The organism is Micromonospora sp. NPDC005171, assembly GCF_040608575.1.
In the GTDB taxonomy this organism is placed as follows: Bacteria; Actinomycetota; Actinomycetes; order Mycobacteriales; family Micromonosporaceae; genus Micromonospora.
Genome location: NZ_JBEXIM010000003.1, coordinates 30,199 through 53,754 on the forward strand (window position 1 = coordinate 30,199; position 23,556 = coordinate 53,754).

28 protein-coding genes and 1 pseudogene are annotated in these 23,556 nt (G+C 71.3%); 15 read left to right on the forward strand and 14 right to left on the reverse strand.

Going from position 1 to position 23,556, the window contains the following annotated elements; translation table 11 throughout:
- The first annotated feature begins 8 nt into the window (after positions 1-8).
- From ABZU74_RS06630 to ABZU74_RS06645, 4 genes are read left to right on the forward strand one after another with little or no spacing between them, the layout of a single operon-like run.
- Positions 9-1,001: a sugar ABC transporter permease gene (locus ABZU74_RS06630; RefSeq protein WP_355419203.1), complete on the forward strand. Its 993-nt coding sequence runs from the start codon at positions 9-11 to the stop codon at positions 999-1,001.
- A complete protein-coding gene (locus tag ABZU74_RS06635) occupies positions 998-1,831 on the forward strand; it encodes a carbohydrate ABC transporter permease (protein WP_355419205.1) in 834 nt (277 codons plus the stop codon). The genes ABZU74_RS06630 and ABZU74_RS06635 overlap by 4 nt, the downstream gene beginning before the upstream one ends.
- On the forward strand, positions 1,828-3,240 hold the full coding sequence (locus tag ABZU74_RS06640) for a GH1 family beta-glucosidase (RefSeq protein WP_355419207.1): 1,413 nt from the start codon (positions 1,828-1,830) through the stop codon (positions 3,238-3,240). The genes ABZU74_RS06635 and ABZU74_RS06640 overlap by 4 nt, the downstream gene beginning before the upstream one ends.
- 19 nt (positions 3,241-3,259) lie before the next feature.
- Entirely contained in the window at positions 3,260-4,267 is a 1,008-nt protein-coding gene (locus tag ABZU74_RS06645) for a LacI family DNA-binding transcriptional regulator (protein ID WP_355419209.1), read from the forward strand.
- Between the two features lie 74 nt (positions 4,268-4,341).
- Here ABZU74_RS06645 and ABZU74_RS06650 read toward each other — a convergent pair whose 3' ends face one another.
- Positions 4,342-5,034: a hypothetical protein gene (locus ABZU74_RS06650; protein WP_355419211.1), complete on the reverse strand. Its 693-nt coding sequence runs from the start codon at positions 5,032-5,034 to the stop codon at positions 4,342-4,344.
- 315 nt (positions 5,035-5,349) lie between these two features.
- On the opposite strand from ABZU74_RS06650, the gene ABZU74_RS06655 reads away from it, so the two are divergent.
- A complete protein-coding gene (locus tag ABZU74_RS06655; RefSeq protein WP_355419213.1) occupies positions 5,350-5,763 on the forward strand; it encodes a RidA family protein in 414 nt (137 codons plus the stop codon).
- 1 nt (position 5,764) lies between these two features.
- Positions 5,765-6,661, forward strand: a complete 897-nt coding sequence (locus ABZU74_RS06660) for a GNAT family N-acetyltransferase (RefSeq protein WP_355419215.1) — start codon at positions 5,765-5,767, stop codon at positions 6,659-6,661.
- A gap of 50 nt (positions 6,662-6,711) precedes the next feature.
- Here ABZU74_RS06660 and ABZU74_RS06665 read toward each other — a convergent pair whose 3' ends face one another.
- Positions 6,712-6,987 carry a hypothetical protein gene (locus ABZU74_RS06665; protein WP_355419217.1) on the reverse strand — a complete coding sequence of 92 codons (276 nt, stop codon included), beginning with the start codon at positions 6,985-6,987 and terminating at the stop codon, positions 6,712-6,714.
- Here ABZU74_RS06665 and ABZU74_RS06670 point away from each other — a divergent pair.
- Both ABZU74_RS06670 and ABZU74_RS06675 read left to right on the forward strand, forming a co-directional pair.
- Complete coding sequence (locus tag ABZU74_RS06670; protein ID WP_355419219.1) at positions 6,964-7,500, forward strand: DUF5753 domain-containing protein; 537 nt, start codon at positions 6,964-6,966, stop codon at positions 7,498-7,500. The two genes, ABZU74_RS06665 and ABZU74_RS06670, sit on opposite strands and share 24 nt — an antisense overlap.
- Positions 7,497-7,682, forward strand: a complete 186-nt coding sequence (locus ABZU74_RS06675; protein ID WP_355419221.1) for a DUF397 domain-containing protein — start codon at positions 7,497-7,499, stop codon at positions 7,680-7,682. The genes ABZU74_RS06670 and ABZU74_RS06675 overlap by 4 nt, the downstream gene beginning before the upstream one ends.
- Before the next feature lie 130 nt (positions 7,683-7,812).
- On the opposite strand, the gene ABZU74_RS06680 is transcribed toward ABZU74_RS06675, so the two are convergent.
- Entirely contained in the window at positions 7,813-8,328 is a 516-nt protein-coding gene (locus ABZU74_RS06680; RefSeq protein WP_355419737.1) for an O-acetyl-ADP-ribose deacetylase, read from the reverse strand.
- Positions 8,329-8,336: 8 nt separating this feature from the next.
- Positions 8,337-9,167, reverse strand: coding sequence for an EI24 domain-containing protein (locus ABZU74_RS06685; protein ID WP_355419223.1), 831 nt, complete (start codon positions 9,165-9,167; stop codon positions 8,337-8,339).
- A gap of 200 nt (positions 9,168-9,367) precedes the next feature.
- Between ABZU74_RS06685 and ABZU74_RS06690 the strand changes: the two genes are divergently transcribed.
- From ABZU74_RS06690 to ABZU74_RS06710, 5 genes are read left to right on the forward strand one after another with little or no spacing between them, the layout of a single operon-like run.
- Positions 9,368-10,276, forward strand: coding sequence for an ABC transporter ATP-binding protein (locus ABZU74_RS06690; RefSeq protein WP_355419225.1), 909 nt, complete (start codon positions 9,368-9,370; stop codon positions 10,274-10,276).
- 12 nt (positions 10,277-10,288) lie between these two features.
- Positions 10,289-11,023 (forward strand): ABC transporter permease, encoded by a 735-nt coding sequence (locus tag ABZU74_RS06695; RefSeq protein ID WP_355419227.1) that lies wholly within the window; start codon positions 10,289-10,291, stop codon positions 11,021-11,023.
- 11 nt (positions 11,024-11,034) lie between these two features.
- Positions 11,035-12,303, forward strand: coding sequence for a sensor histidine kinase (locus tag ABZU74_RS06700; RefSeq protein WP_355419229.1), 1,269 nt, complete (start codon positions 11,035-11,037; stop codon positions 12,301-12,303).
- The gene (locus ABZU74_RS06705) at positions 12,300-12,941 is read left to right on the forward strand and encodes a response regulator transcription factor (RefSeq protein ID WP_355419231.1); all 642 of its coding nucleotides are present in this window, start codon (positions 12,300-12,302) and stop codon (positions 12,939-12,941) included. The genes ABZU74_RS06700 and ABZU74_RS06705 overlap by 4 nt, the downstream gene beginning before the upstream one ends.
- Before the next feature lie 23 nt (positions 12,942-12,964).
- Positions 12,965-13,933, forward strand: a complete 969-nt coding sequence (locus ABZU74_RS06710) for a YafY family protein (protein ID WP_355419233.1) — start codon at positions 12,965-12,967, stop codon at positions 13,931-13,933.
- Here ABZU74_RS06710 and ABZU74_RS06715 read toward each other — a convergent pair.
- The 6 genes and pseudogenes from ABZU74_RS06715 to ABZU74_RS06740 all read right to left on the reverse strand — a co-directional run.
- Positions 13,924-14,838, reverse strand: a complete 915-nt coding sequence (locus tag ABZU74_RS06715) for an SDR family oxidoreductase (protein WP_355419235.1) — start codon at positions 14,836-14,838, stop codon at positions 13,924-13,926. The genes ABZU74_RS06710 and ABZU74_RS06715 overlap by 10 nt on opposite strands.
- Positions 14,839-14,893: 55 nt before the next feature.
- Positions 14,894-15,631, reverse strand: a complete 738-nt coding sequence (locus ABZU74_RS06720; protein ID WP_355419237.1) for an alanyl-tRNA editing protein — start codon at positions 15,629-15,631, stop codon at positions 14,894-14,896.
- A gap of 11 nt (positions 15,632-15,642) precedes the next feature.
- Positions 15,643-16,530 (reverse strand): alpha/beta hydrolase, encoded by an 888-nt coding sequence (locus ABZU74_RS06725; protein WP_355419239.1) that lies wholly within the window; start codon positions 16,528-16,530, stop codon positions 15,643-15,645.
- Positions 16,527-16,841 carry a DUF2516 family protein gene (locus ABZU74_RS06730; RefSeq protein ID WP_030327754.1) on the reverse strand — a complete coding sequence of 105 codons (315 nt, stop codon included), beginning with the start codon at positions 16,839-16,841 and terminating at the stop codon, positions 16,527-16,529. The genes ABZU74_RS06725 and ABZU74_RS06730 overlap by 4 nt, the downstream gene beginning before the upstream one ends.
- Positions 16,842-16,912: 71 nt before the next feature.
- Complete coding sequence (locus ABZU74_RS06735; RefSeq protein ID WP_355419241.1) at positions 16,913-17,548, reverse strand: hypothetical protein; 636 nt, start codon at positions 17,546-17,548, stop codon at positions 16,913-16,915.
- 113 nt (positions 17,549-17,661) lie between these two features.
- Positions 17,662-18,132 (reverse strand): annotated as a pseudogene (locus ABZU74_RS06740) (helix-turn-helix transcriptional regulator); the annotation flags it as partial.
- A gap of 112 nt (positions 18,133-18,244) precedes the next feature.
- Between ABZU74_RS06740 and ABZU74_RS06745 the strand changes: the two are divergent.
- A complete protein-coding gene (locus tag ABZU74_RS06745) occupies positions 18,245-19,042 on the forward strand; it encodes an alpha/beta hydrolase (protein ID WP_355419243.1) in 798 nt (265 codons plus the stop codon).
- 120 nt (positions 19,043-19,162) lie between these two features.
- On the opposite strand, the gene ABZU74_RS06750 is transcribed toward ABZU74_RS06745, so the two are convergent.
- From ABZU74_RS06750 to ABZU74_RS06765, 4 genes are all read right to left on the reverse strand, one after another.
- Positions 19,163-20,122: an asparaginase gene (locus ABZU74_RS06750; RefSeq protein WP_355419245.1), complete on the reverse strand. Its 960-nt coding sequence runs from the start codon at positions 20,120-20,122 to the stop codon at positions 19,163-19,165.
- Between the two features lie 94 nt (positions 20,123-20,216).
- Complete coding sequence (locus ABZU74_RS06755; RefSeq protein ID WP_355419247.1) at positions 20,217-21,044, reverse strand: 3-keto-5-aminohexanoate cleavage protein; 828 nt, start codon at positions 21,042-21,044, stop codon at positions 20,217-20,219.
- A 23-nt stretch (positions 21,045-21,067) separates the two neighbouring features.
- Positions 21,068-22,180 carry a folate-binding protein gene (locus ABZU74_RS06760; RefSeq protein ID WP_355419249.1) on the reverse strand — a complete coding sequence of 371 codons (1,113 nt, stop codon included), beginning with the start codon at positions 22,178-22,180 and terminating at the stop codon, positions 21,068-21,070.
- Positions 22,177-22,605, reverse strand: coding sequence for a Fur family transcriptional regulator (locus ABZU74_RS06765; RefSeq protein ID WP_355419251.1), 429 nt, complete (start codon positions 22,603-22,605; stop codon positions 22,177-22,179). Before ABZU74_RS06765 ends, ABZU74_RS06760 begins: the two co-directional genes overlap by 4 nt.
- Before the next feature lie 69 nt (positions 22,606-22,674).
- Here ABZU74_RS06765 and ABZU74_RS06770 point away from each other — a divergent pair, with 69 nt between their 5' ends.
- Entirely contained in the window at positions 22,675-23,553 is an 879-nt protein-coding gene (locus ABZU74_RS06770) for an aminotransferase class IV (RefSeq protein WP_355419253.1), read from the forward strand.
- Positions 23,554-23,556 lie beyond the last annotated feature (3 nt).

Sequence of the window (23,556 nt, forward strand, 5' to 3'; positions counted from 1 at the left end):
TCTCGGGCATGACCGTCCAGCTCGACGCCCGTCCGCCGGCCACACCGGCAACCGGTAACCCCCGCCAGTCCTCGGGTCGGCTCAGCCGATTCGACACCCGCTTCTCGCCGTACCTCTACATCGCCCCGTTTTTCGTGATCTTCGGCGTCTTCGGGGCGTACCCACTGGCGTACACCTTCTGGGTGTCGCTGCACGACTGGGACCTGCTCGGCACCGACCATCCGTTCGTCGGCGCGGAGAACTACACCCGGTTGCTCGCCGACGTCGACTTCTGGCACGCGCTGGTCAACACGCTGGGCATCTTCGTGATCTCCACGGTGCCGCAACTGCTCGCCGCGCTCTGGCTGGCCAACCTGCTCAACCGGGGGCTGCGGGCCCGCACCGGATGGCGGATGGCGGTGCTCGTCCCGAACGTCACCTCCACGGCCGCCGTGGCGATCGTCTTCGGCGTGCTCTTCGGTCGCGAGTTCGGCATGATCAACTGGCTGCTCGATCTGGTCGGGATGGACGCGATCGAGTGGAAGTCCAACCGGCTGGCCTCCTGGGTGGCCATCTCCGCCATGGTCGACTGGCGGTGGACCGGCTACAACGCGCTGATCCTGCTGGCCGCGATGCAGGCCATCCCCCGCGACCTGTACGAGGCGGCGGCTATCGACGGCGCCAGCCGGGCCCGACAGTTCTGGTCGGTCACCGTGCCGCTGCTCAAACCGACGATCATCTTCTGCGCCATCATCGCCACCATCGGCGGCCTGCAACTCTTCACCGAGCCCCGGATGTTCCACTCCGGCACCAACCCGATCCGCGGCGGGCCGCTGCGCGAGTCGCAGACCCTGACCATGTACATGTTCGAGAACGCCTTCGCCCCGCACTACAACTTCGGGTACGGCTCGGCAGTGGCCTGGCTGCTCTTCGCGCTCATCGCGATCGTCGCGGCGGTAAACGTGCTGATCCTGCGCCGACTCGGCGGCGGGAACCGCCCCAAGAAGGGAACCACCCGATGAGCCGGCTCTGGCGGGCCAGCCCGCTCACCTACCTTGCCCTGATCGTCGCCGCCGGCCTGTCGGTCTTTCCGATCTGGTGGATGTTCGTCGTCGCCAGCCGCAGCAACGACGCGATGGGTCAGCTGCCACCCCCGGTCACCCCCGGCGGCAACCTGGGCGCGAACATCGCCCGCCTGTTCGACAACACCGACGCGTACTTCCTGACCGGCCTGATCAACTCGGCGATCGTCGCGACCACTGTGACGGTCTCGGTGGTGTTCTTCTCCAGCCTGGCCGGGTTCGCCTTCGCCAAACTCAGGTTCCGTGGCCGTAACGCCCTGCTGCTGGTGATCATCGCGACCATGATGGTGCCGACGCAGCTCGGCGTGATCCCGCTCTACCTGCTCATGACGAAGCTGCACTGGAACGACCGGCTGCCCGCCGTGATCGTCCCGGTGCTGGTCACCGGGTTCGGTGTGTTCATGATGCGGCAGTACGCCGGCCAGGCCATCAGCGACGAACTGATCGAGGCCGCTCGGATGGACGGCTGTGGCACCGCCCGGACCTGGTGGCACGTCGTGGTGCCCGCCCTGCGTCCCGCCGCCGCCGTCCTCGGTCTGCTCACCTTCATGACCACCTGGAACGACTTCCTCTGGCCGTACGCTGTATTGAACGATCCGGCGAATCCGACAGTGCAGCTGTCCCTACGAGCACTGTCGGACGGGTATTACCAGGACATGTCGCAGGTGTTCACCGGAACGGCCATCGCGACGTTGCCCCTGCTACTGGTCTTCGTGTTGTTCGGCCGGCAGATCATCGGCGGGATCATGGAAGGTGCGGTCAAGGCGTGAACGAGCGGAGCGAGCAAACCGACAGGCACAGCAACGCACTCCGGTTTCCCGAGCACTTCCTCTGGGGGGCGGCCACCGCCGCGTACCAGATCGAGGGTGCGGCCCGCGACGACGGTCGCGGTCCGTCCATCTGGGACACCTTCAGCCGTACGCCCGGCAAGGTGTACCAGGGCCACACCGGCGACGTCGCCTGCGACCACTACCACCGGTACGCCGACGACGTGGCGCTGATGGCCGAGCTGGGCCTGCGGGCCTACCGGTTCTCGGTCGCCTGGCCGCGGATCCAGCCCGACGGCACCGGCCCGGCCAATCCCCGTGGGCTGGACTTCTACGACCGGCTCACGGACACGTTGCTCGACCGGGGAATCGACCCGATCGTCACCCTCTACCACTGGGACCTGCCACAGGCCCTCGGTGACCGGGGCGGCTGGACCAACCGGGACACCGCCGAGCACTTCGCCACCTACGCCACAGCGGTGTACGCCCGCCTCGGCGACCGGATCGACGTGTGGACCACGCTCAACGAGCCGTGGTGTTCGGCCTACCTCGGCTACGCGAACGGCCTGCACGCGCCGGGCGAGCAGGATCCGGCGGCGGCCTTCACCGCCGTACACCATCTGCTGTTGGGGCACGGCCTGGCGGCGCGGGCGCTGCGCGCGGCCGGCGCGCGCAGCGTGGGCGTCACCGTCAACCCGGCCGATGTACGCCCGGCCGACCCGGAGAGCGCGGCCGACGCCGCCGCGGTCCGCCTGGTCGACGGCCTGCACAACCGGATCTTCCTCGACCCGCTGCTGGCCGGGGGCTACCCGGACGACGTCCGCGAGCACGTGGCCCGGATCGTCGAGCCGACGTTCATCCGCGACGGCGACGAGAAGCTGATCGCTGCCCCGATCGACCTGCTCGGCATCAACTACTACGCCCCGAGTTACGTGGCCGGTCGGCCCGACGGCGCCGGCAACGGCGCCTATCCGGGCACCGAGGGCGCTGTGCACTTCCTGCCACCGGCCGGGCCGCTCACCGACATGGGCTGGATGATCGAACCGGCCGGGCTCACCCGGTTGCTGGAGCGGATCGCCGCAGACTACCCCGGGGTGCCGCTGCTGATCACCGAAAACGGTGCGGCGTTCCCCGACAAACCCGGCGCCGACTCGCCCGACGGTCCGGCGCAGGTGATCGACGCCGATCGCATCGCCTATCTCGACGGGCACCTCCGTGCGGCGCACGAAGCGATCTCCCGGGGCGTGGACCTGCGCGGTTATCTCGTATGGTCATTCCTGGACAACTTCGAGTGGGCGGAGGGTTACCGCAAGCGGTTCGGGATCGTGCACGTCGACTACCTGACCCAGCGGCGCACACCGAAGGCCAGCGCCCGGTGGTACCAGGAGGTGATCTCCCGGAACGGGCTGTGACGAGCGGGGGGAAGGCGCGATGACGACGGCGCAGCGGCCGACGCTCGAAGCGGTGGCAGCGCGGGCCGGGGTGTCCCGCGCCACCGTGTCCCGGGTGGTCAACGGCTCCACCACCGTCGCCGAACCGATCCGCGAGGCGGTCACCCGGGCGGTCGCCGAGTTGGGGTACGTCCCCAACCTGGCCGCCCGCAGTCTGGTCACCCAGCGCACCGACTCGATCGCCCTGGTCATGCCGGAGGCGGCCACCCGGGTCTTCTCCGACGACCAGGTCTTCCCCGGCATCATCCGGGGCGTCAGCCAGGAGTTGGAGGCGGCCGACAAGCAACTGGTGCTGATGCTCGCCGGCTCGCCGGCCGGGCACCAGCGGGTCGAGCGGTACACCACCGGCCGGCACGTCGACGGCGTGCTCTTCGCGTCGCTGCACGGTGCCGACCCGCTGCCCGGCACGCTGGCCCGGCTCGGCATCCCGGTGGTGGTCAGCGGTCGACCACTCGGCGACGTGCCCGTCCCGTACGTCGACGTCGACCACGTGGCCGGGGTGACCGCAGCCGTCCGGCACATGATCGACAGCGGTCGTCGACGGATCGCGACAATCGCCGGGCCACATGACATGGTCGCCGGGATCGAACGGCTCAGCGGCTACCGCAGCACCGTCGCCGACGCGGGGCTGCCCGAGCTGATCGCCATCGGTGACTTCACCCGGGAATCCGGGTCGGCGGCGATGCGCCACCTGCTCACCGAGCACCCCGACCTCGACGGCGTCTTCGCCGCCTCCGACCTGATGGCCCACGCCGCCCTGCGGACGCTGCGCGAGGCCGGTCGGCGGGTGCCGGACGATGTGGCTGTGGTCGGCTTCGACGACATCGAGACCGCCGCCTACACCGAGCCGCCGCTGACCACCGTCCGGCAGCCGATCGTGGAGCTTGGCCGCCGGATGACCCGCCAACTGCTCCGGCTGGCCGCCGGGGAGACCATCGAGCAGGCGGTCATGCTCCCCACCGAGTTGATCCTGCGCGACTCGGCGTAGCCGGGGGCCCTCCTCGACGAGGAGAGCCCCCGGGACCCGCTAGCAGTGCCAGGTCCGATGCCCGTGCTGGCCGGTCAGCTCTCCGCGTCCCGACGGCGGCGCACAGCGATCAGCGTGGCGCCGAGCGCCACCGCACCGATACCGAGGATGGCCATCGGGATCAGGCCGTCGCTCGCCGACGTGCCGGTGATCGGCAGGTGGCTCTTCGTCGGGGTGGCCGTGGGCGGCGCACTGGTGGGCGGCTGGGTGGTGGGCGGCGGCGTGGTGGGCGGCGGCGTGGTGGGCGGCGGCGTGGTCGGCTGACCGCTGGCGGCACAGGTGTGCGTCAGCACGAAGAACTCTGCCGTACCGGTGATCACCGCGGTGGCGTCGGTCAGCGTCCAGCCGGCCGGCAGCCGGATCCACGCCTTGCTGGTGCCCATGTTGTTGACGATCGCCCCGCCGTCGGTGGGGATCGTCCGGGTCACGGTGCCGTCGTTCGGGATGCTCCAGGTGCCGGTGACCGTGACGAACTGACCGGAGGTCTCCGGGTTGCCTGGCAGGTTGAACACCCACACGTCCTGGTCCGGGAACGGCCCACCGCCGAGGTTCGGATCGCAGTTCTGCGTGAAGGCGGCCGCTGTCGTGGGGACGTTGCCGGGGTTGATGTCGATCGTGCTCGGCGCGGGCGGCTGGATCGGCTGAGCCTGGGCGGCGCTCGCCGCCCCGGCCAGGAACGCACCGGCTGCCACACCGGTGGCGACGAGTTTGACGAGTGCTGCTCTCATGTTTTCCCCATGGTTTGTGGTTGATAAAGAGGTTTCTTACCGACTATGAAAGTTAGTCGGCCTCGGGCTGCTTGTGGGTGATTTGCGTGGTTTGGGTAGGCGGACGGATCGCGGCTACGCGACGGGAAGGTGGCCCGCCTTCAGCCTGCTGACCGGCGGCGCCAGCTGGCGCGGCGCCGCGCTCGCAAGATCCGCGCAACTTCAGAGAAATATGCCCTCACGGCCCTCGGAGGCCACTCTTTCCCTGAAGTCGCTGCCTGCCGCCGCCGGGTTAATGCGTCGCCCCGGCACCCGATCCTCGTTAGCCTCGCCGGCATGCCGGATCCCGTCACGCTGCTGCACGTGCCCGCCCTCTCCGATCTCGCCGAGTACGCGTACGCAGCCACCGTCGAGCCGCCCGCCCGGCTGGTGTTCACCGCCGGCGCCTGCCCGCTCGACGCGGAGGGTCGGACCGTCGCGCCGGGCGACCACGCCGGGCAGGCCCGGCAGGTGATGGCGAACCTGGAGACCGCCCTCGGGGCCGCCGGCGCCCGACTGACCGACGTGGTCAAGACCACGGTGTACGTCGCGTCGTCCGAGCAGGCCGATCTCGTCAAGGCCTGGGAGGTGGTACGGGACTCGTTCGGCGACCACGAGCCGCCCAGCACCCTGCTCGGCGTGGCCGTGCTCGGCTACACCGACCAACTCGTCGAGGTCGAGGCCGTCGCCGCCGTACGGATGGAGGCCTGACATGCGGATTCGTGTGGCGCAGCCCGACGACGCCCCAGCCGTGGTGGCGCTGCGGGCAATGGTCTACCCGTATCTGGTGCGTGGCGTCGAGTCGACCCGGAAAATGATCACCGAGCCGCCACCCGAGGAGGATTGGACCGCTTTCGTGGCTGAGGTCGACGACCAGGTGGTCGGTTGGGTGTCCGCCGAACGCATCGGCTCGACATCGGCGGCGAACTTCGGTGGCATCAACCTGCTGCATGTGCACCCGGAGCACCGGCGGCGCGGCATCGGCACCGCCCTGCTGACCGCCGCGACCGACTACCTCCGCCCGTTGGGAATCCGCCGGGTGCGTGCCATGGCACAGCCCGATGCGCTGCCGTACGCCCGGCAGCACGGCTACGAGCCCAGTCGGGAGGTGCGCTACTCGGCGCTCGACCTGAATCCGGCACCTGCGCTACCGGAACCGCCCCCGGGTGTGCGGCTGCGTCCGATCGCCGACCTGGACCCGCACCTTCTGTACGCGGCGGACGTGGCCTCGGCCGTCGACGAACCGGGCGATGTGCCGGTCGACGCGAAGAGCTACCAGAGCTGGCAGTACGACGTGTGGAACAACCTCGGGCTGGACAAGGCGGCCAGCATGGCGGCCGAGGTCGATGGTGTGGTGGTCGCCTTCAGCCTGGTAAAGCGGGACAGCGACCGGATGTGGTCGGACTACACCGGCAGCGTCCCGGCGTACAGGGGCCGAGGGCTGGCCCGGCTGGCCAAGGAGGCGGCGCTGCACCGGGCCGCCGCGAACGGCGTGCGCGTCGCGTACACCTCGAACGACGAGGCGAACGGGCCGATGCTCGCAATCAACGCCCGACTGGGCTACCGACCGGTGGCATCCCAGTGGTCCTGCCTGGCCGAGCTGACGTGATCAGCAGTCAGCCTTGAGGCGAAGGTGGACGTCCACCAGGAACCCGTTCCTCAATAGCGATCGGCCCGGCGCGATCGGCGGGCCAGGGACAGCCACCCGAGAAAGCGGGTGTGCATCACGGCGAGATCCGCGCGACCGCCCAGGCCGTACATGTCGTCGACGGCCTCTTGCATTGACGAGGCTAGGTAGAACGCCAGAGCGATCGAGTGACCGTAATAATCGGCAATAAGGTCGAGTTGAGCCGGACCGCAGGGCCAGGGCGCGGCGCAGTTGCGACACAGCCATGCGGGGCGCATCGGCAGGTGCGGCCGAGGGCGGGCGGTCATCCGACCCTCACCGGTCCCGTACCGGGGCTTTTGCAGACCGAGACGTATGCACGGGCGACACTTCAAGCCGGTGGGCTTCTCACTACTGACGAAGCCAGGCGGCGGGTCCGGTCACGAATGGACCGGCAAGCGGTACTTGATCGCGAGGATCCGCCTCACCTGGTGATCGTGCTTGATGCGGCAGTGCTCCGGCGAACGGTGAACGACGACCGCACGCTAATACGTGAACAGCTCGAACACCTCGCGGCCGTCGCCGAGCTGCCGCACGTGCAAATCCATGTCGTGCCGGATGATGCGGGGCTCTACCCTGGCCTTCAAGGCGGGTTCATCCTCGCCACGATGCCCGACGACACGGTCGTCGGGCATACGGACTACCAGGTGCGATCGCAGACCGTTAGCGGCGCGGGCGAGATTGCTACGCTCCAAAAGACGTGGGAGGCCGTACTTCGGGACGCACTCCCCCGCCGACCCTCTCTAGATTTGATCAAGGAAGCGGCGAAGACAAGGACATGACCGACGCCCGTTGGCGCAAGTCGACGAAGTCCGGGACGAACGGTGGCAACTGTGTCGAGGTCGCCGACAACCTGCCCGGCGGCGTGCTGGTCCGGGATACCAAGGACCGTGACGGCGGAACCCTGACCTTCGGGCCGGCAGCCTGGCGCGCCTTCGTCGCGGAGTTGTCCGAGCGACCGTAACCGCCTTAAGCCGCGTGATTAGCACCCGTCCCGACTGCACCTGCCTGATTTGCGGTGATCACTTGATGATGAGTAGTTCAGAGCCGCTCCTGACAACTACTCACCATCAAATGATCAAGGGGAGATGCCCCTACGCGACGGTGTCGTCGAAGACCCGGCGTGCCGTCGCGTGGGTGTCGGCGCCGAAGAGCACCAGGCGGGCCTCGGTGACGGTGGCGGGGGTGGTCGAGCGCAGCACCGCCAGCGCCTGACCGACAGCGTCGTCGACCGGCCAGCCGTAGATGCCGGCGGAGATCAGCGGGAAGGCCACCGTGCTCGCGCCCACCTCGTCGGCTACCGCGAGACTGTTGGCGTAGCAGTCGCGCAGCAGCGCCGACCGGTCCTCGCTGGCCGACCAGACCGGCCCAACGGTGTGGATCAACCAGCGGGCCGGCAGTTCCCCGGCCGTGGTCGCCACCGCCTGCCCGGTGGGCAGGCCCTTGCCGTAGCGGGACGCCCGAAGCGCCCGGCACTCGGCCAGGATCGCCGGCCCGCCGCGCCGATGGATGGCGCCGTCGACCCCGCCGCCGCCGAGCAGGGACGAGTTCGCGGCGTTCACGATGGCGTCCACCCGCTGGGCAGTGATGTCCCCCTCGACCAGGGTGATCTTTACGGCTAGCTCCTTTCGACGGAGGGGCCGCCGGGCGGCGCGGACAGTGGGCCGTCGATCGACTGGCCCATCGAGCGGCGGGCCAGCAGCGTGGCACCGGCGACCGCGGCCGGCATTATCAGCACGGCGCCGAGCGGAATCAGGAAGCAGAGGAAGACGGCCACGCCGAAGCCGAGCGCGGTGGGCCGGTCGGCCTTCAGGATTGTCCGGCGCTGCGGCAGCCGCATCCCGCGACGGTAGAACGGCGCACCGACCAGCTCCACGGCGAGGAACCAGCCGCCCACGGCCGCCCCGATGACCGGGACGACCGTCTGGCCGACCACCGGGATGAAACCGGCGAGGAAGAGCGGGATGCCGACCAGCGCCGTGAGCGCCACCAGGCGTACCGAGTCGGCGAGGCTGCGGCGCAGCGACGACCAGAACGGCACGTCCACCGCGCCCGGCGTGCCGCCGTACCGCTGCTCGACCTGCTCGGAGATCTTCTCGTAGAACGGGTCGCCGATGACCAGGGTGACAGCGGTGAAGGTGAGCACCCCGAGTAGGCCGCCCAGCCCCAGGAAGGCCAACCCGGCGATCACCCGGACCAGGCTGCGGCCAGTGCTCGACCAGTCGTCGGCGAACGGGGTGACCAGCGCGGCCAGATCGTCCACGAAGTACACCAGCGTGCCGAGCGCGGCCAGGAAGAGCGCGCCGGAGATCAGCGCCGGCACGATGCCGAGCAGCATCAACCCCGGGCTGCGGACGTAAAGGCCCAACCCGCGCAGGAGTAGCCCCGCCCCGGCGAGGAAGCGTCCAACGACTCCGGTCACCGGGCTGGCGATTCTGCTGGCATCCACGATCGAGCAGCCTAACGAGCGGTCATCGAATCCGCCGGGCGGAGCGCTAGCAGCGGCTCGCCGCGTACACATCAACCTGTTGACGGACGGCAGCGATCCACCGGGGACGCCGGGACCCGTCGCCGACCGGTCGATTCGCCGCCGCGTCACCACGACAACCCTTGAGGGGTACGAAGTCAGCGGCGGCGGAAGGCGGCACGATGCCGGTCATCGAGGTGACCCACCTGAAGAAACGGTACGGCGACCTGGTGGCGGTGGACGACGTATCGCTCGCCGTGGAGGCCGGGGAGATCTTCGGCGTCCTCGGTCCGAACGGCGCCGGCAAGACCACCACCGTGGAGTGTGTCGCCGGGCTACGCGTCCCCGACGGGGGCGGGGTGTCGGTCCTCGGGCTCGACCCCCGCCGGGACGCGGCCCAGCTGCGCCAGCGGGTCGGGGTGCAACTCCAGGAGAGCCAACTGCCGGACCGGTTGCGGGTGGCGGAGGCGCTGGAGCTGTACGCCTCGTTCTATCGGAACCCGGCCGACCCGGCCGAGCTGATCGACAAGCTAGGCCTGGGCGACAAGCGGAACACCTCTTACAAGAAGCTCTCCGGCGGTCAGAAGCAGCGGCTCTCCATCGCGCTCGCCCTGGTCGGCAACCCGGAGATCGCCATCCTCGACGAGCTGACCACCGGGCTGGACCCGCAGGCCCGCCGGGACACCTGGGGTCTGATCGAACAGGTCCGTGACAGCGGGGTGACAGTCGTGCTGGTCACCCACTTCATGGAGGAGGCCGAGCGGCTCTGCGACCGGGTCGCGGTGATCGACCGGGGTCGGGTGGTCGCCCTGGACAGCCCGGCGGGCCTGGTGTCGACGGTGGCCCCGGAGCAGCGGATTCGGTTCCGGCCCTCGGCCCCGGTCGACGACCGGCTCCTCACCGACCTGCCCGAGGTCTCCGCCGTGCAGCGCACCGGCAGCCAGGTGGTGGTGACCGGCACCGGCGAGTTGCTGCACGCGGTCACCTCGGTGCTCGCTCGTCACCAGATCGTCGCCGCGGACCTGCGGCTGGAGCAGTCCACCCTCGACGACGCCTTCGTCGAGCTGACCGGGCACCGGCCCGCCAACTGAGAGGGAGCCACCATGCACGCCTTCCGCCAGATCCTGAAGGTCGAGGCACGGCTCTATCTGCGGGACCTGCCGACGCTGCTCGTCACCGTCGGGCTGCCCACACTGATCCTGGTGGTGCTCGGGCTGGTCCCCTCGCTACGTAAGCCGGATCCGACCTTCGACGGGCAGACCTTCGTCAGCTACTTCGCCCCGTCGCTGCTGGTCGTCACCCTCGCCATGGTCGGGGTGAACACCCTGCCCGCCGTGCTGGCCACCTACCGGGAACGCGGCGTGCTGCGCCGGCTGTCGACCACCCCGGCGCACCCGGCGGCCCTGCTCGCCGCCCAACTGGTGCTGGCCCTGGCCGGGATCCTGGCCAGCGCACTGCTGCTCATCATCGTCGCCCGGCTGGCGTTCGGGGTGCCGCTCCCCCGGCACCCGCTCGGCTTCACGCTGGCGTTCGTCCTCGGCACGGCGGCGCTGCTGGCGCTCGGCCTGCTCGTCGCCGCCGTGGCCCGGACGACGAAGGCGGCACAGGCCCTGGCCGTGCCGCTGTTCCTGGTCACCATGTTCTTCGGCGGGGTCTACCTCCCCCGGTTCCTGCTCCCGGACGTCGTGGCGCGGATCGGCGACTACACGCCGCCCGGGGTGCAGGCGCTCCTCGACGCCTGGACCGGCACCCCGCCGCGGCCGCTGCACCTGGGGATAATGGCGGTGATCGCCGTGGCGGCCGGCGCCAGCGCGGCGAAAATGTTCCGCTGGGAGTGAGCGGAGATGCGATGACCTGCAACGGTGGGCACGACCGTCTGACCAGTTGGCGGGAACGCGAGGCGAGCCTCTACCGGGTGTTCCCCTTCGGCGGGCTGGCCCTGGGCACCCTGCTGGCCCTCGTCGCACCGGCACCCCACCATCTCGGCGCGCTGCCCACCCTCGCCGTCGCCGTGGCGGCCGGATGCTGGGTCGCCTGGTTCGTCACGTTGCACCCCGGCTGGCAGAGCCGGCGTGGGCTGATGGCGGTCTACTACGCCGGGCTGCTCACGTTCGCCGCCGCACTGGTGGCCGCCAGTCCGTGGTACGGCTTCTTCGCCTGGATCGGCTACATCCACGCCTTTCCGGTGCTGCCCGGGCGCTGGCGGGTCGCCGGCGTGGTCACCACGGCCGCCCTGGTCGCCACGTCTCAGGGCGGAGGCCTGTCGGTGGTGGTGTCGCACTGGCCGCTCTGGCTGGTGCTGGTGCTGTTCAACCTGGTGGTGGCCGGCTCGGTGAGCTGGTTCGCGATGATCGCCGAACAGGAGGACGCCAAACGCCGCCGGTTGGTGGCGGAACTCGGCGAGGCCAACCACCAACTCACCGAGACGGCCCGGGAGAACGCCGGGCTGCACGCCCAACTGCTCACCCAGGCCCGGGAGGCCGGCGTGCTGGACGAGCGGCAACGGATGGCACGGGAGATCCACGACACCCTGGCGCAGGGGTTGACCGGCATCATCACCCAACTGGAGGCCGCCGAGCAGAGCCGCGACCGGTCCGCCGACTGGCGCCGGCACGTCGACAACGCGCTCGCACTGGCCCGGGAGAGCCTCACCGAGGCCCGCCGCTCGGTACAGGCGGTCCGTCCGGAACCGTTGGAGACGGCCCGCTTACCCGACGCACTGGTCGAGCTGGGCGGCCGCTGGTCGGCCCTCAACGGTGTACGGGCCGACGTGGCCACCACCGGAATGCCCCGCCCGCTGCACCCGGAGGTGGAGGTGACCCTGCTGCGGGCCGCCCAGGAGGCGCTGTCCAACGTGGCCCGGCACGCCGCCGCGTCGCGGGTCGGGCTGACCCTGTCGTACATGGCGGACGTGGTCACGCTCGATGTCCGTGACGACGGGGCCGGCTTCGACATCACCGACCGGCCGGCGCCCCGCGAGCCCGGCGGCGGGTACGGGCTGACTGCCATGCGGCAGCGGGTGACCCGGGTCGGTGGCGAGTTGGCAGTCGAATCCGAGCCGGGAGGCGGCACCGCGATCTCGGCGTCCGTCCCCGCGCTCCCCGGAGGTGCCGGTTGACCGCCCCGGTCCGACTGCTGATCGTCGACGACCATCCGGTCGTGCGGGACGGTCTGCGGGGGATGTTCACCGGCGACCCCGATTTCGAGGTGGTGGGCGAGGCGGCGGACGGTGCGGAGGCGTTGGTCCTGGTGGCGACGCTGCGGCCGGACGTGGTGCTGATGGACCTGCGGATGCCCGGCATGGACGGGGTGACCGCCATCGGCAGGCTGGCTCGCGCCGGCAGCGCCGCCCGGGTGCTGGTGCTGACCACCTACGACACGGACGCGGACGTGCTGCCCGCGATCGAGGCCGGTGCGACCGGTTACCTGCTCAAGGACACCCCTCGGGAGGATCTGGTTCGCGCGGTCCGGGCGGCGGCCCGGGGTGAGTCGGTGCTCGCGCCGAGCGTCGCCGGCCGGCTGATGGGTCGGCTGCGCGCTCCCGCCGAGGAGCCGCTCAGTCAACGGGAGTTGGAGGTGCTCACCCTGGTGGCCCGGGGTGCCTCCAACCGGGAGGCGGCGACCCGCCTGTTCATCAGCGAGGCCACCGTCAAGACGCACCTGCTGCACGTGTACGCCAAGCTCGGGGTCAACGACCGGGCCGCCGCGGTGGCCACCGCGTACGACAGAGGGTTGCTGACCCCCGGCGGGCGGTGAGCGGCACCGGGCAGGATGGGCGGGTGCGCGCGTCCCGACTGATCTCGTTGCTGTTGCTGTTGCAGTCGCGCGGGTCGATGACTGCGAGCGAGCTGGCCCGGGAGTTGGAGGTTTCCGAGCGGACCGTCTACCGGGACGTCCTGGCGCTCTCCGCAGCGGGGGTGCCGGTCTACGCCGACCGGGGGCGGGCCGGCGGTTACCGCCTGCTCGGCGGGTACCGCACCCGGTTGACCGGGCTGACCAGGGACGAGGCGGAGGCGCTCTTCCTCACCGGGCTGCCCGGGCCGGCCGGCGAGATGGGGCTCGCCGACGCGGTCGCGTCCGCCGAGCTGAAGGTGCTCGCCGCGCTGCCACCCGCCCTGCGCGACGCGCCGGCCCGTGCCGGGCAGCGGTTCCACCTGGACGCGCCGGGCTGGTTCCGGGAGAACGCGGCACCGCTCTGGCTGCCCGAGCTGGCCCGGGCGGTCTGGGGCGACCGGGTGGTGGAGCTGCGCTACCGACGCGGCGACCGGGAGGTGACCCGCCGGGTCCAGCCGTACGGCCTGGTGCTCAAGAGCGGTGTCTGGTATCTGGTCGGCCGGGTCGGCGAGAACGTGCGCACCTACCGGGTGGACCGGGTCACCGGGGTCGAGGTGGGCGACGAGCACTTCGACCGCGACGAGGGCTTCGACCTGGCCGGGCACTGGCGCGAGCAGGCCGGGTCGTTCCTGCGGACCATGCTGCGGGCCGAGGTCACCGTCCGGCTGAGCCCCGCCGGCCTGCGCCGGCTCCGGCACCTGGTCGATGCTCCCTTCGTGTACGACGAACTGGTCGCCGCCGCCGGCGAACCCGACGGGCAGGGCTGGGTGGTGGCGCGGCTGCCCGTCGAGTCGGTCCCGGTGGCGTACCACCAACTGCTGGGGCTCGGCCCCGAGGTGGAGGTCCTCGACCCACCGGAGCTACGGCAGTTGTTCGCGGCGAGCGCCGAGCGGCTCGGGGCGCTCTACCGGTAGCCGGTCACGTCCGCCGGCTTGCCCGCGTCGACCACCTCGGTGATGTAGCGGAAGCCCTCGGGTTGGCTGCCGTCCAAATCGGTGAACCCGTACACCTTGGACAGCGTGCCGGCGTCGACGGATTTGCCGCTCCAGCGGGCCTTCTCCTCGTCGGCGGCGAGCGCGGCCACCGCCCGGCCGACGAAGGCCGGGGTCTCCGAGATGAGGAAGTTCGGGTCGGTGGCGGCGCCGTCGCGCCAGTTCTCCTCGGTCACGCCGAAGTGCTCGAGCATCGCCTCGGAACGGATCCAGCCGGGGGTCAGCGCCACGGCCGTGCAGCCGTGCGGTTTCAGCTCGTGCGCCTGGCTGAAGGCGAGCCGGTTGACGGAGACCTTGGCCAGGTCGTAGAAGACCGACAGCCGGTAGTTCTCGTCGTTGTACGCCTTGGTGCCGTCGCCCATCTCCACCACCAGTCCGCCGGGCTTGCGGATCAGCAGCGGCAGGGCGAAGTGGCTGGTGATGATGTGCGTGTCGACGGCCAGCCGCAGGGTACGGAAGCCGGCGTCGAGCGGCTGCTCCCAGACCGGCTTGTCCCAGGTGACGAGCGGGTCGCCGCCCCAGATGTCGTTCACCAGCACGTCGAGTCGGCCCTGCTCGGCGTCGATCCGTGCGACCAGGTCGCGGACCTGCTCGGGCACGAGGTGGTCGACCTGAACGCCGATGCCGGTGCCGCCGGCCGCGCTGACCAGCTCGGCGGTCTCCTCGATGGTCTCGGGCCGGTCCATTTCGGAGCGGCCGGCCCGGGTGCTGCGACCGGTGGCGTAGACAGTGGCACCGGCCGCGCCGAGCTGAACGGCGATCTGTCGGCCGGCACCACGGGTGGCTCCGGCGACGAGCGCGATCTTTCCTGTGAGCGGTTGTGTCATGCCTTCGACGTTGTCAGGAATACCTGACAACCGACGTCCGAATTCGTTGTTCGATCTAGTCGACCAGTCGGACCCGGACCCGGCGGTTGGCCCGGCCCTTGCTCTCGACCTTGACCACCTGCACCTTGCCGATCTGGGCGGTGGAGGCGACGTGGGTGCCGCCGTCGGCCTGCACGTCCAGCCCGACGATGTCGACGATCCGGACCTCCTGCTCGTCCGGCGGGATGAGGTTGGACTGGGTGCGGATGATGTCCGGCAGGGCCAGCGCCTCGGTGCGCGGCAGCACCCGGGTGGCGACCGAGCGGTCGGCGGCCACCTCGGCGTTGACCAGCTCCTCGATGCGGGCCTTGAAGTCCGGGGGCACCTCGGGGAGGTTGAAGTCCATCCGGGCCTCGCCCGGCTCCATGTTGCCGCCGGTGACGAGCGCGCCGAAGTCGCGGAACACCACACCGCAGAGCACGTGCAACCCGGAGTGGGTACGCATCAGCCGGGTACGGCGCTCGTCCTCCACCGCACCGACGACCTCGGTGCCGACCGGCGGCAGCGGGTCCCCCTCGGCGGGGATCAGGTACGGGTCGTCGCCCTTGCGGGTGCCGACGATCCGGGTCTGCACGCCCTGCCAGAGCAGCACGCCATGGTCGGGTGGTTGACCACCGCCGCCCGGGTAGAACGCCGAACGGTCCAGCACGATGCCCTGCTCCGCATCGGCGTGCAGGATCGTGCACGTCCATTCGCGCACTGTCGGGTCGGCAAGGTCCAGCCGGTGCGTCCGGCCATGTTGTGTGACGCCCATGACAGGGCAGGTTACTCGTTCAGGAAGCCGGAGATGCGGTCCCGCAGGTCGGCGCGTTCCGACCAGAGCACGCCGGGCCGGTCGTACACGTGCAGGGTGGCCTGGGGCAGCGCGACGGCGAGCCGCTCGGCGACCTCGACCGGGTGCAGGTCGTCGCCCGCGCAACCGATCACCAGGGCCGGCGCGGTGACCGCCGTCAGGTCACCGATCTGGCGCAGCGGTGTCTGGTCGGTGAGCGTGGCCAGCCCGTCGGCCAAACCGTCGCGGAGCAGTTGGTCGAGCCGTTGTCGCAGGTACGCCCAGCCGGCCGGGGTGTTGCGCACCGCCGGGGGCAGCTCCAGCGTGACGATGTCGGCGACCTCCGAGGCCACCCCGCTCTCCACCGCCTCCAGCAGGTCGGTGACGCGTTCCCGGGCGATCGGCCCGCGTGGCTCGTCGAGGACCGCGGGCAGGAAGAAGACCAGCTTGTCGAAACGCTCCGGGCTCTCCGCGAGGAGTCGGCAGAGGGCACCCGCGCCGAGGCTCGCGCCGAACGCCCGGCTGGCGCCGCCGAGGTCGGCGATCGCCCGCAGATCCCGGGCCAGGTCCAGGTAGTCCCACGGCCCGTCCGGGGCGTCGGAACGGCCGTGCCCACGGAACTGGAAGAACAGCTTGCGGCCGTTCACCCCACTGCCGAACGGGCGGGTGGTGGCGATGCCCTGGCCCAGCCCGTGTGCGAACACGGTGACCGGGTCACCGGTGCCGGTGACCAGCCGCTCCAGCCGTACGCCGTGCGGGGTGGTGACCAACTCGGTCTCCGGTTCCGGCAGCGCCGGGCGGCCGGTACGCGGCCCACCCGGCCCGGGCCCCCAGGTGCGGGGCCCGCTGTCGGGTGGGGGCGGCCAGCGAAAACCTCTCACCAGAACCCTTTGCCGTCGCTCAGGTCGCGGAGCCCGACCCGGACGTCGAGCAGGTAGATGAGCGCGGCGGCGATGCCGATCAGTCCGAAGAGGCTGATCGGACCGAAGCCGAGCAGGGTGAGCACGAGGCAGACCGCCAGGATGGCGATCCAGCCGCCCTTGGGCAGCGTGCCGATGGCGGGGAAGGCGTCGGAGCGCTGCGTGACGGCGTGCACCAGCGCGACACCCTGGATGATCAGCGCGAAGACGAGCAGAATCAGCTCGATCACGTAGCGGACTTCGAACGCGAAGATCGGCGCGGCGTTGGCCATGTCGGCAAGTTTATGTCCACGACCCCGGCTACGTCCGACAAGGACGCCGCCGGGGTCGTCGACCCGACGAGTTACTCGGCGGCCGGACGGGTCCGCTTGGTGGCCCGGGGAAGCTTCGCCGACGGGGTCTCGACCGGCTTGGCAGCCTTCGGCGCACGGGCGACCTTCTTGACCGCGGCCGGCTTGGCCTCGGCGATCTCGGCCACGTCGGCCGGGGTCGGCGCGTCGGCCGGGGCCGCGGCGGTGGGGGTGGTGACAGCCGCAGTGGTGGCCGGCGTCACGGCCTCGGTGGCCTCGATGTCGGCGTTCACCGTCTCGGCAGCCTCCAGCACGCCGGCACCGACGACCCGCTCGCCCCGGGCGACCAGCGCGCCGTACGCGGCGAACGCGCGCTCCTGGGCGACCTGGGCGCCTGCGACCACCAGGGCGGCGTTGCGGGTCGCGGCGGCGCGCAGCTTGTCGATGTCGGCCACCTCGCGCAACTTCGCCAGGTCGGCGGTCTCGTTGGCGGTGCGCAGCGTCTCGGTGGCCTTCTGCTTCAGCTCGAACCCGGTCAGCACGGCCCGACCACCCAGGTCGGCGACGACTCGGGTGCTGAGGACGCCGACCACGGCCGGCAGCTTGCGCAGCTGCTCGATGGCCAGCTCACCGGCGCCGGCTGCGGCGTAGATCGGGGCGGGGATGCGGTTGGTCTTCGGCTCGCTCATGACGTCTCCTCTTCGGCCGCCTCGGCGGCCTTCTTCTTCTGGGGGATGCTGGTGCTGCCCGGGGCGGGAGCGGTGCCCGCCTCGGTCACGGCGACCGACTCGAGGACGGCCTCGGTCGGGGTGCCGCCCGCGGTGGTGGGGCCGGTGGCAGCCACGTTGGCCAGGTCGGCGGCCTGGCTGGCGGGCTGATCTGCGGGCTGGTCGGTCTGGCGGGCCTCGGCTTCGGCCTGGGCCTCGGCCAGCCGGGTGTTCTCCCGGCGGAACGTCTCGTAGATCTGACTGAGCGACTGCTTCTGCGCCATCGTCAGGTCGGCGTCCACGGCGATGGCGGCGAGCACGCCGTGGCCTTCCTTGTCGTCGAGCAGACCGGCGCGCAGGTACATCGCCGGCGTGGAGACCCGCAGCGCGCTCGCCAGTTGCTGGAGCACCTCGGCGCTGGGTTTGCGCAGGCCGCGCTCGATCTGGCTGAGGTACGGGTTGCTGACCCCCGCCTGCTCGGCGAGCTGCCGTAGCGAGATCTTGGCGTTGCGCCGCAGATCGCGGATGAACCCGCCGACGTCGGGAAGGTCCTTGGGTGTGGCCATGGCAGCGACGCTAATCGCCCGCGCTAGCTCCTGCAAGCAGAACGCTAACCATAGTTAGCAAGGTCTCAGCATCGCGTTTGCGCGCCGCTCGGCCGATCCGTACGGTCCGAGCGTGCACAAGATCACAGTCAATGGAGCAAGCATCGCGTACGACGAGGCCGGCACCGGCTCGCCAGTCGTCCTGCTGCACGCCGGAATCGCCGACCGGCGGATGTGGCGGGGGCAGGTGTCAGCGCTCGCCGCCCGACACCGGGTGATCGTCCCGGACCTGCGCGGCTACGGCGACTCGGAACTCCCCCCGGCACCGTTCACGCACCACGACGACGTGGCCGGACTGCTGGACGCGCTCGACCTGCCCCGGGCCGCCCTCGTCGGCTGCTCCTTCGGCGGGGCGGTCGCCATCGACACCGCGCTGGCCCACCCCGACCGGGTGAGCGCGCTCGCGCTGTTCGACACGGCGGTCTCCGGCAACGAGTGGTCCGACGAGGCGAACGACCTCTGGGACGACCTGGTGGGAGAGGTCGACCCGGACGACTTCGTCGCGGGAGCGGCCGGTGAGGTGCGGTTCTGGGTGGTCGGCCCGGGACGCCAGCCGGAGGACGTCGACCCGGAGCTTGTCGCGTTCGCGCAGGAGATGGACCAACGTGCCCTCGCCGCCGAGCTGGCGCTGGGCGCGGTCGAGGTGGGAGAGCTGACGCCGCCGGCGATCGGCCGTCTCAGCGAGCTGAAGATTCCTGTCCTGGTCACCGCCGGCGCCGCCGACGTGCCGGACATCAGTCGACTCGCCGACCGGATCGCCGCCGAGGTCCCCGGCGCGGTACGACTGCCCGACGTGCCAGACGCCGCCCACCTGCTGCCGCTGGAGCGTCCGGAGCCGGTCAACGCCGCGTTGCTCGACTTCCTGAGCTAGGTGTACTGCCCAGGCACGTTGCCTTACGTCGCGCGACGAGCGCTGTACCTCAGAGTCATATTCCTACCCCTGAGGTACAGCGCTCGTTACGGAGTTGGCCGGGCCGGCGCTTCGGCGGTATCACCAGAGCGGACGGACCGCCCCGACCGGGACCCCGCCGCCGAAGAGCGGCACCTCGGCGTACTCGGTCAGCACCGGGGCGTCCACGCCGAGCCGCCGCAGCGCGGAGACCAGTACCGGCATTCGGGCCCGGTCGGCGCCGTCGTCGATCTTCAGTGCCACGGCGCCGACGCCCGGCAGCGCCACGGCGATCACACCCTCGGCGCCAACCTTGGCCAGCAGCCCCGGCACACCACGCATCAGCCGGGTGTCGTCCGCCTGGGTTCCGCCCACGATCTCCGGGTGCGCCCGCATCGCGTCGGCCACCGTGCGCGGCACCGAGCCGGACTCGGCGTCAACCAGCCGGAGGTACGCCCCGGCCAGGCCGGTCAGCGACACCGCGAGCACCGGGGCACCGCAGCCGTCGACCCCCACCGCCGCCGCCTGCTCGCCGGTGAACTCCTCGATGGCGGCCCGCAACCGCTGCTGCAGCGGGTGCTCGGGCCGCCAGTAGCCCTCCCGGGGCCAACCGGCGGCCTCGCAGGTCAGCAGCATCCCGCTGTGCTTGCCGGAGCAGTTCATCTGCACCCGGCTCGGGCCGCCACCGGCGCGCAGCACCGCCTCCCGGGCCGCGGCACCCACCGGCAGGTCGGGCGGGCAGTGCAGCGCCGACGCGTCCAGCCCTGCGCGCTCCAGCAGCGCACCGACCCGGGCCAGGTGGAATTCCTCGCCCGCGTGACTCGCCGAGACCAGCGCCACGTCGGCCGGGTCGGTCAGGGCCAGGCCGGCGCGGATCATCCCGATCGCCTGCATCGGCTTGCTGGCCGAGCGGGGGAAGATCGGCGAATTCACGTCCCCGGCGGACGCCACCGCGACACCGGCGGCATCCAACACCACCACCGAGCCGCGGTGCGCACCCTCCACGAACCCCGACCGGACCACCTCGGCGAGCGGCGCGCCGCCCTCGTACGTCTTCGTCACGCGCTGGACGGTACCGACGGTCCGGGGGTGCCCGGCGGCGGGGTGACCAGGAGGTCCACCGCCCGGGTGACAGGAGCGCGGGACAGACCCGGCCTTACAACCCGAGCATCGCGCGGGCCTCGGTGGTGGTCAGCGGCGGACGCTGAGCGAGCTGGGCGAAACCCACCGCCCGGGCGACCAGCTGCATGTTGGACTCCACCGGGCGACCCTTCGCGTACGTCACGGTGTCCTCCATCCCGACCCGCAGGTGCCCGCCCGTCGACAGCGAGGCCAGCAGCACCGCGATGGTGCTCCGGCCGACGCCGGTGGCCGAGAACGTGGTGCCCTCGGGCAGGTCCCGCAGCATCCGGCGGGCCGCGACCAGAGTCTCGGTGTTGCCCGGCATCCCGCCCGGCACGCCCATCACGAAGTCGACGTGCACGTGCCCGCCGGCCGGCAGCCCGTACTTGCCGAGCAACCGCTGCAACGCGGACAGGTGGCCCAGGTCGAAGATCTCGTACTCCGGCACGATCCCGCGTTCCTGCATCCGGGTGTGCAGGTCGACGATGAACTCCCAGCGGTTGAGGAAGACGTCGTCGCCGAAGTTGACAGTGCCCATGGTGCAGGAGGCCATGTCCGGATGGGCGTCGAGCACGGCGAGCCGGGCGGCCTCCGGGTCGGTCACCGCTCCGCCGGAGGAGAGCTGCACGATCAGGTCGGTGCTCTCCCGCAGCGCCGCCACCGTGTCGGCCAGACGCACCGGGTCGAGCGTCGGCCGGGCCTCGTCGTCGCGGATGTGGACGTGGATCACGGCGGCGCCGAGCGCCTCGCACTCCTTGGCGGTGAGCAGCAACTCGTCGAGGGTCACCGGCAGCGCCGGCACCTCCGCCTTGGCCGACTCAGCGCCGGTCGGGGCCACCGTGATCAACGTCCCTGTCGTCATGCCGGCGATCCTAGACGGCCCGCTCAGGACGGGTCGATCGCCGCCGCGGTCTCGCCGATCCGCAACGCGGCGTCGTCCGGGACGTTCCGCTTCAGCACCGCGAGGGCGACCTGACCCAGTTCGTGGTGCAACACGGCGGTGCCGACGAAGCCGACCGCCCGGCCGTCCAGGGTCACCGGCGTACCGGCCACCGGCGGCTGGTCGGTGGTCACCCCGTCCAGATGCAGCAGTACGAGCCGACGCGGCGGCCGGCCCATGTTGTGCACCCGCGCCACCGTCTCCTGGCCCCGGTAGCAACCCTTGTCCAGGTGCACCGCCGGCGCGATCAGATCGACCTCGGCCGGAATGGTCCGGTGGTCGGTGTCCACCCCGACCCGAGGCTGCCGGGCGGCCACCCGGATCGCCTCGTACGCCCACAGCCCCGCGACCGGCACGCCGGCGCCGCGCAGCTCTGCCACCACCTGGTCCATCGCCGACCGGGGCACCAGCAGGTCCACCCCGAGCGGACCACGTCGGGCCCAGCCGCCGATCGGCAGCGGTCGGACGTCGTACCGGATGCTCGCCCGCTGTGGCACGGCACCGTGCGGGAACTTCGGACCCGGCACCGCGACCACGTCCGGCGCGGCGAGGCCGGTGACGCCGAGCGTGCCGAGCGCCTCCATGGCCGCCGGCCCGACCAGCGACAACAGCGCGCGCTCGGCCGTCGCGTCGCGTGGTTCGACCTTGCTGAAGAACCGCATCTTCTCCAGGTAGGTCAGCAGGCCCTGCGTCGCGCCGGGCTCGGTGTCCAGCCACGCGGTCTCGCCGTCCTCGGCGACCATGGCGTGCTGCTCGACGTGGCCGTGCGGCGACAGCACCAGCAACTCGGTGCCCTCGCCCGCGGAGAGCGCGGTCAGGTGCTGCGAGGTGATCGTGTGCAGCCAGCCGGCCCGTTCCTCCCCGGGCACCGCGATGACCCCGCGATGCGACCGGTCGACCAGACCGACAGCGGTGTCGAGGGTGCGCTGCTCACGCAGCGGGTCACCGTAGTGCGCGGCAACCCCCCGCACGCCGGCCGCGACGTGCGCCGGATCCGGTTGGTCACGGCTGGCCTCGTCGATGCTCTCGACGGCCACCGCACCCGCGATGTCGATCATTTCTCGTCCCCGTTCTCGCAGCGTGCGCAGACGCCGAAGAGTGACACGTGCCCGATGTCCACCCGGAACCCGCGCTGCGCGGCCAACTGGTCGGCGAGGGGACGAAGCAGCTCGGGATCGATCTCGTCGATCGCGCCGCACTCCCGGCAGACCAGGTGGACGTGTTGGTGCTCACCGGCGGCGTGATAGGTCGGTGAGCCGTGCGACAGGTGCGTGTGGGTGACCAGACCGAGCCGTTCCAGCAGCTCAAGCGTGCGGTAGATGGTGGTGATGTTGACGCCTGCGGCGACCTCCCGGACCGCGTTGTGCACCTGCTCCGGGGTGGCGTGGCCCAGATCGAGCACCGCCTGGAGGACGAGCTGCCGCTGGGCCGTCAGCCGCAGCCCACGGGCCCGCAGCATTTCCGCGAGGGAGGATTCGGACACGGTCCGATCATAGTTCGGCCATCAGGCTGTTCTCCGCACCGCGATCGATCACCGCTACGCTCGACGGTCATGGTGAGGTCGTCCGTCGGGAAGGTCGCGGCCGCCCCGACCGCGCGGATCGCCGTTCTGGGCCGCGGCCCGGTGCCGCCCGGCGACCCGGTGCTCCGCGGTGACGACCTCGGGGTGCTGCACGGCGACGGGCTCTTCGAGACCATGCACCTGCGGGACGGCCAGCCGTGGCTGCGCGACGAACACCTGGCCCGGCTGGCCACGGCGGCGGCCGCCGTCGAGCTGACCCTGCCCCCCACCGCCGAGCTCGTCGACCTGCTGGACGAGGTGCGAACAGGCTGGCCAGCACAGGTGGAGGGCGCGCTTCGGTTGGTCTGCACCCGAGGCCCGGAGACCGGCGGCCCGCCCACGGTCTACGCCACGCTGGCCGAGGTGCCGGCGTCCTCCCGGGCCGCCCGGCGGGACGGCATCGGTGTGGCCACCCTGCCGTTCGGGCTGCCCGCCGCCGCCCGGAGTGAGCTGAGCTGGCTGCCCGCCGGCATCAAGTCCACGTCGTACGCGGTCAACAGCGCCGCCCGCCGCTGGGCCCGCCGGGCCGGCGTGGACGACGTGCTGTGGATCTCCTCCGACGGGTACGCGCTGGAGGGCCCGACCGCCAATGTGGTGTGGCTCACCGACGACGCGCTCTGCACGGTGCCGGCCGCCAGCACCGGCATCCTCGCCGGCACCACAGCGGCCTGGCTGCTCGCCCACGCGAGCGAAATGGGCCTGAGCGCCACCGAGCGGATGGTCAGCACCGCCGAACTCCACGCGGCGGACGGCGTGTGGTTCACCTCGTCACTGCGCGGAGCCGCCGAGGTCCACACCCTGGACGGGGTGCGGCGGGCTCGCTGCCCGCGCACCCCCGCACTGCAGGCCCTGCTGGGTTTCCCCGTCTAGCCG

Bases quoted from the DNA above. Each gene is read 5' to 3' on its own strand.
- ABZU74_RS06630 (WP_355419203.1), top strand. From the start codon at position 9: ATGACCGTCCAGCTCGACGCCCGTCCGCCGGCCACACCGGCAACCGGT.
- ABZU74_RS06635 (WP_355419205.1), top strand. From the start codon at position 998: ATGAGCCGGCTCTGGCGGGCCAGCCCGCTCACCTACCTTGCCCTGATC.
- ABZU74_RS06645 (WP_355419209.1), top strand. From the start codon at position 3,260: ATGACGACGGCGCAGCGGCCGACGCTCGAAGCGGTGGCAGCGCGGGCC.
- ABZU74_RS06650 (WP_355419211.1), bottom strand. From the start codon at position 5,034: ATGAGAGCAGCACTCGTCAAACTCGTCGCCACCGGTGTGGCAGCCGGT.
- ABZU74_RS06655 (WP_355419213.1), top strand. From the start codon at position 5,350: ATGCCGGATCCCGTCACGCTGCTGCACGTGCCCGCCCTCTCCGATCTC.
- ABZU74_RS06660 (WP_355419215.1), top strand. From the start codon at position 5,765: ATGCGGATTCGTGTGGCGCAGCCCGACGACGCCCCAGCCGTGGTGGCG.
- ABZU74_RS06665 (WP_355419217.1), bottom strand. From the start codon at position 6,987: ATGACCGCCCGCCCTCGGCCGCACCTGCCGATGCGCCCCGCATGGCTG.
- ABZU74_RS06675 (WP_355419221.1), top strand. From the start codon at position 7,497: ATGACCGACGCCCGTTGGCGCAAGTCGACGAAGTCCGGGACGAACGGT.
- ABZU74_RS06690 (WP_355419225.1), top strand. From the start codon at position 9,368: ATGCCGGTCATCGAGGTGACCCACCTGAAGAAACGGTACGGCGACCTG.
- ABZU74_RS06695 (WP_355419227.1), top strand. From the start codon at position 10,289: ATGCACGCCTTCCGCCAGATCCTGAAGGTCGAGGCACGGCTCTATCTG.
- ABZU74_RS06700 (WP_355419229.1), top strand. From the start codon at position 11,035: ATGACCTGCAACGGTGGGCACGACCGTCTGACCAGTTGGCGGGAACGC.
- ABZU74_RS06715 (WP_355419235.1), bottom strand. From the start codon at position 14,838: ATGACACAACCGCTCACAGGAAAGATCGCGCTCGTCGCCGGAGCCACC.
- ABZU74_RS06720 (WP_355419237.1), bottom strand. From the start codon at position 15,631: ATGGGCGTCACACAACATGGCCGGACGCACCGGCTGGACCTTGCCGAC.
- ABZU74_RS06730 (WP_030327754.1), bottom strand. From the start codon at position 16,841: ATGGCCAACGCCGCGCCGATCTTCGCGTTCGAAGTCCGCTACGTGATC.
- ABZU74_RS06735 (WP_355419241.1), bottom strand. From the start codon at position 17,548: ATGAGCGAGCCGAAGACCAACCGCATCCCCGCCCCGATCTACGCCGCA.
- ABZU74_RS06755 (WP_355419247.1), bottom strand. From the start codon at position 21,044: ATGACGACAGGGACGTTGATCACGGTGGCCCCGACCGGCGCTGAGTCG.
- ABZU74_RS06760 (WP_355419249.1), bottom strand. From the start codon at position 22,180: ATGATCGACATCGCGGGTGCGGTGGCCGTCGAGAGCATCGACGAGGCC.
- ABZU74_RS06770 (WP_355419253.1), top strand. From the start codon at position 22,675: ATGGTGAGGTCGTCCGTCGGGAAGGTCGCGGCCGCCCCGACCGCGCGG.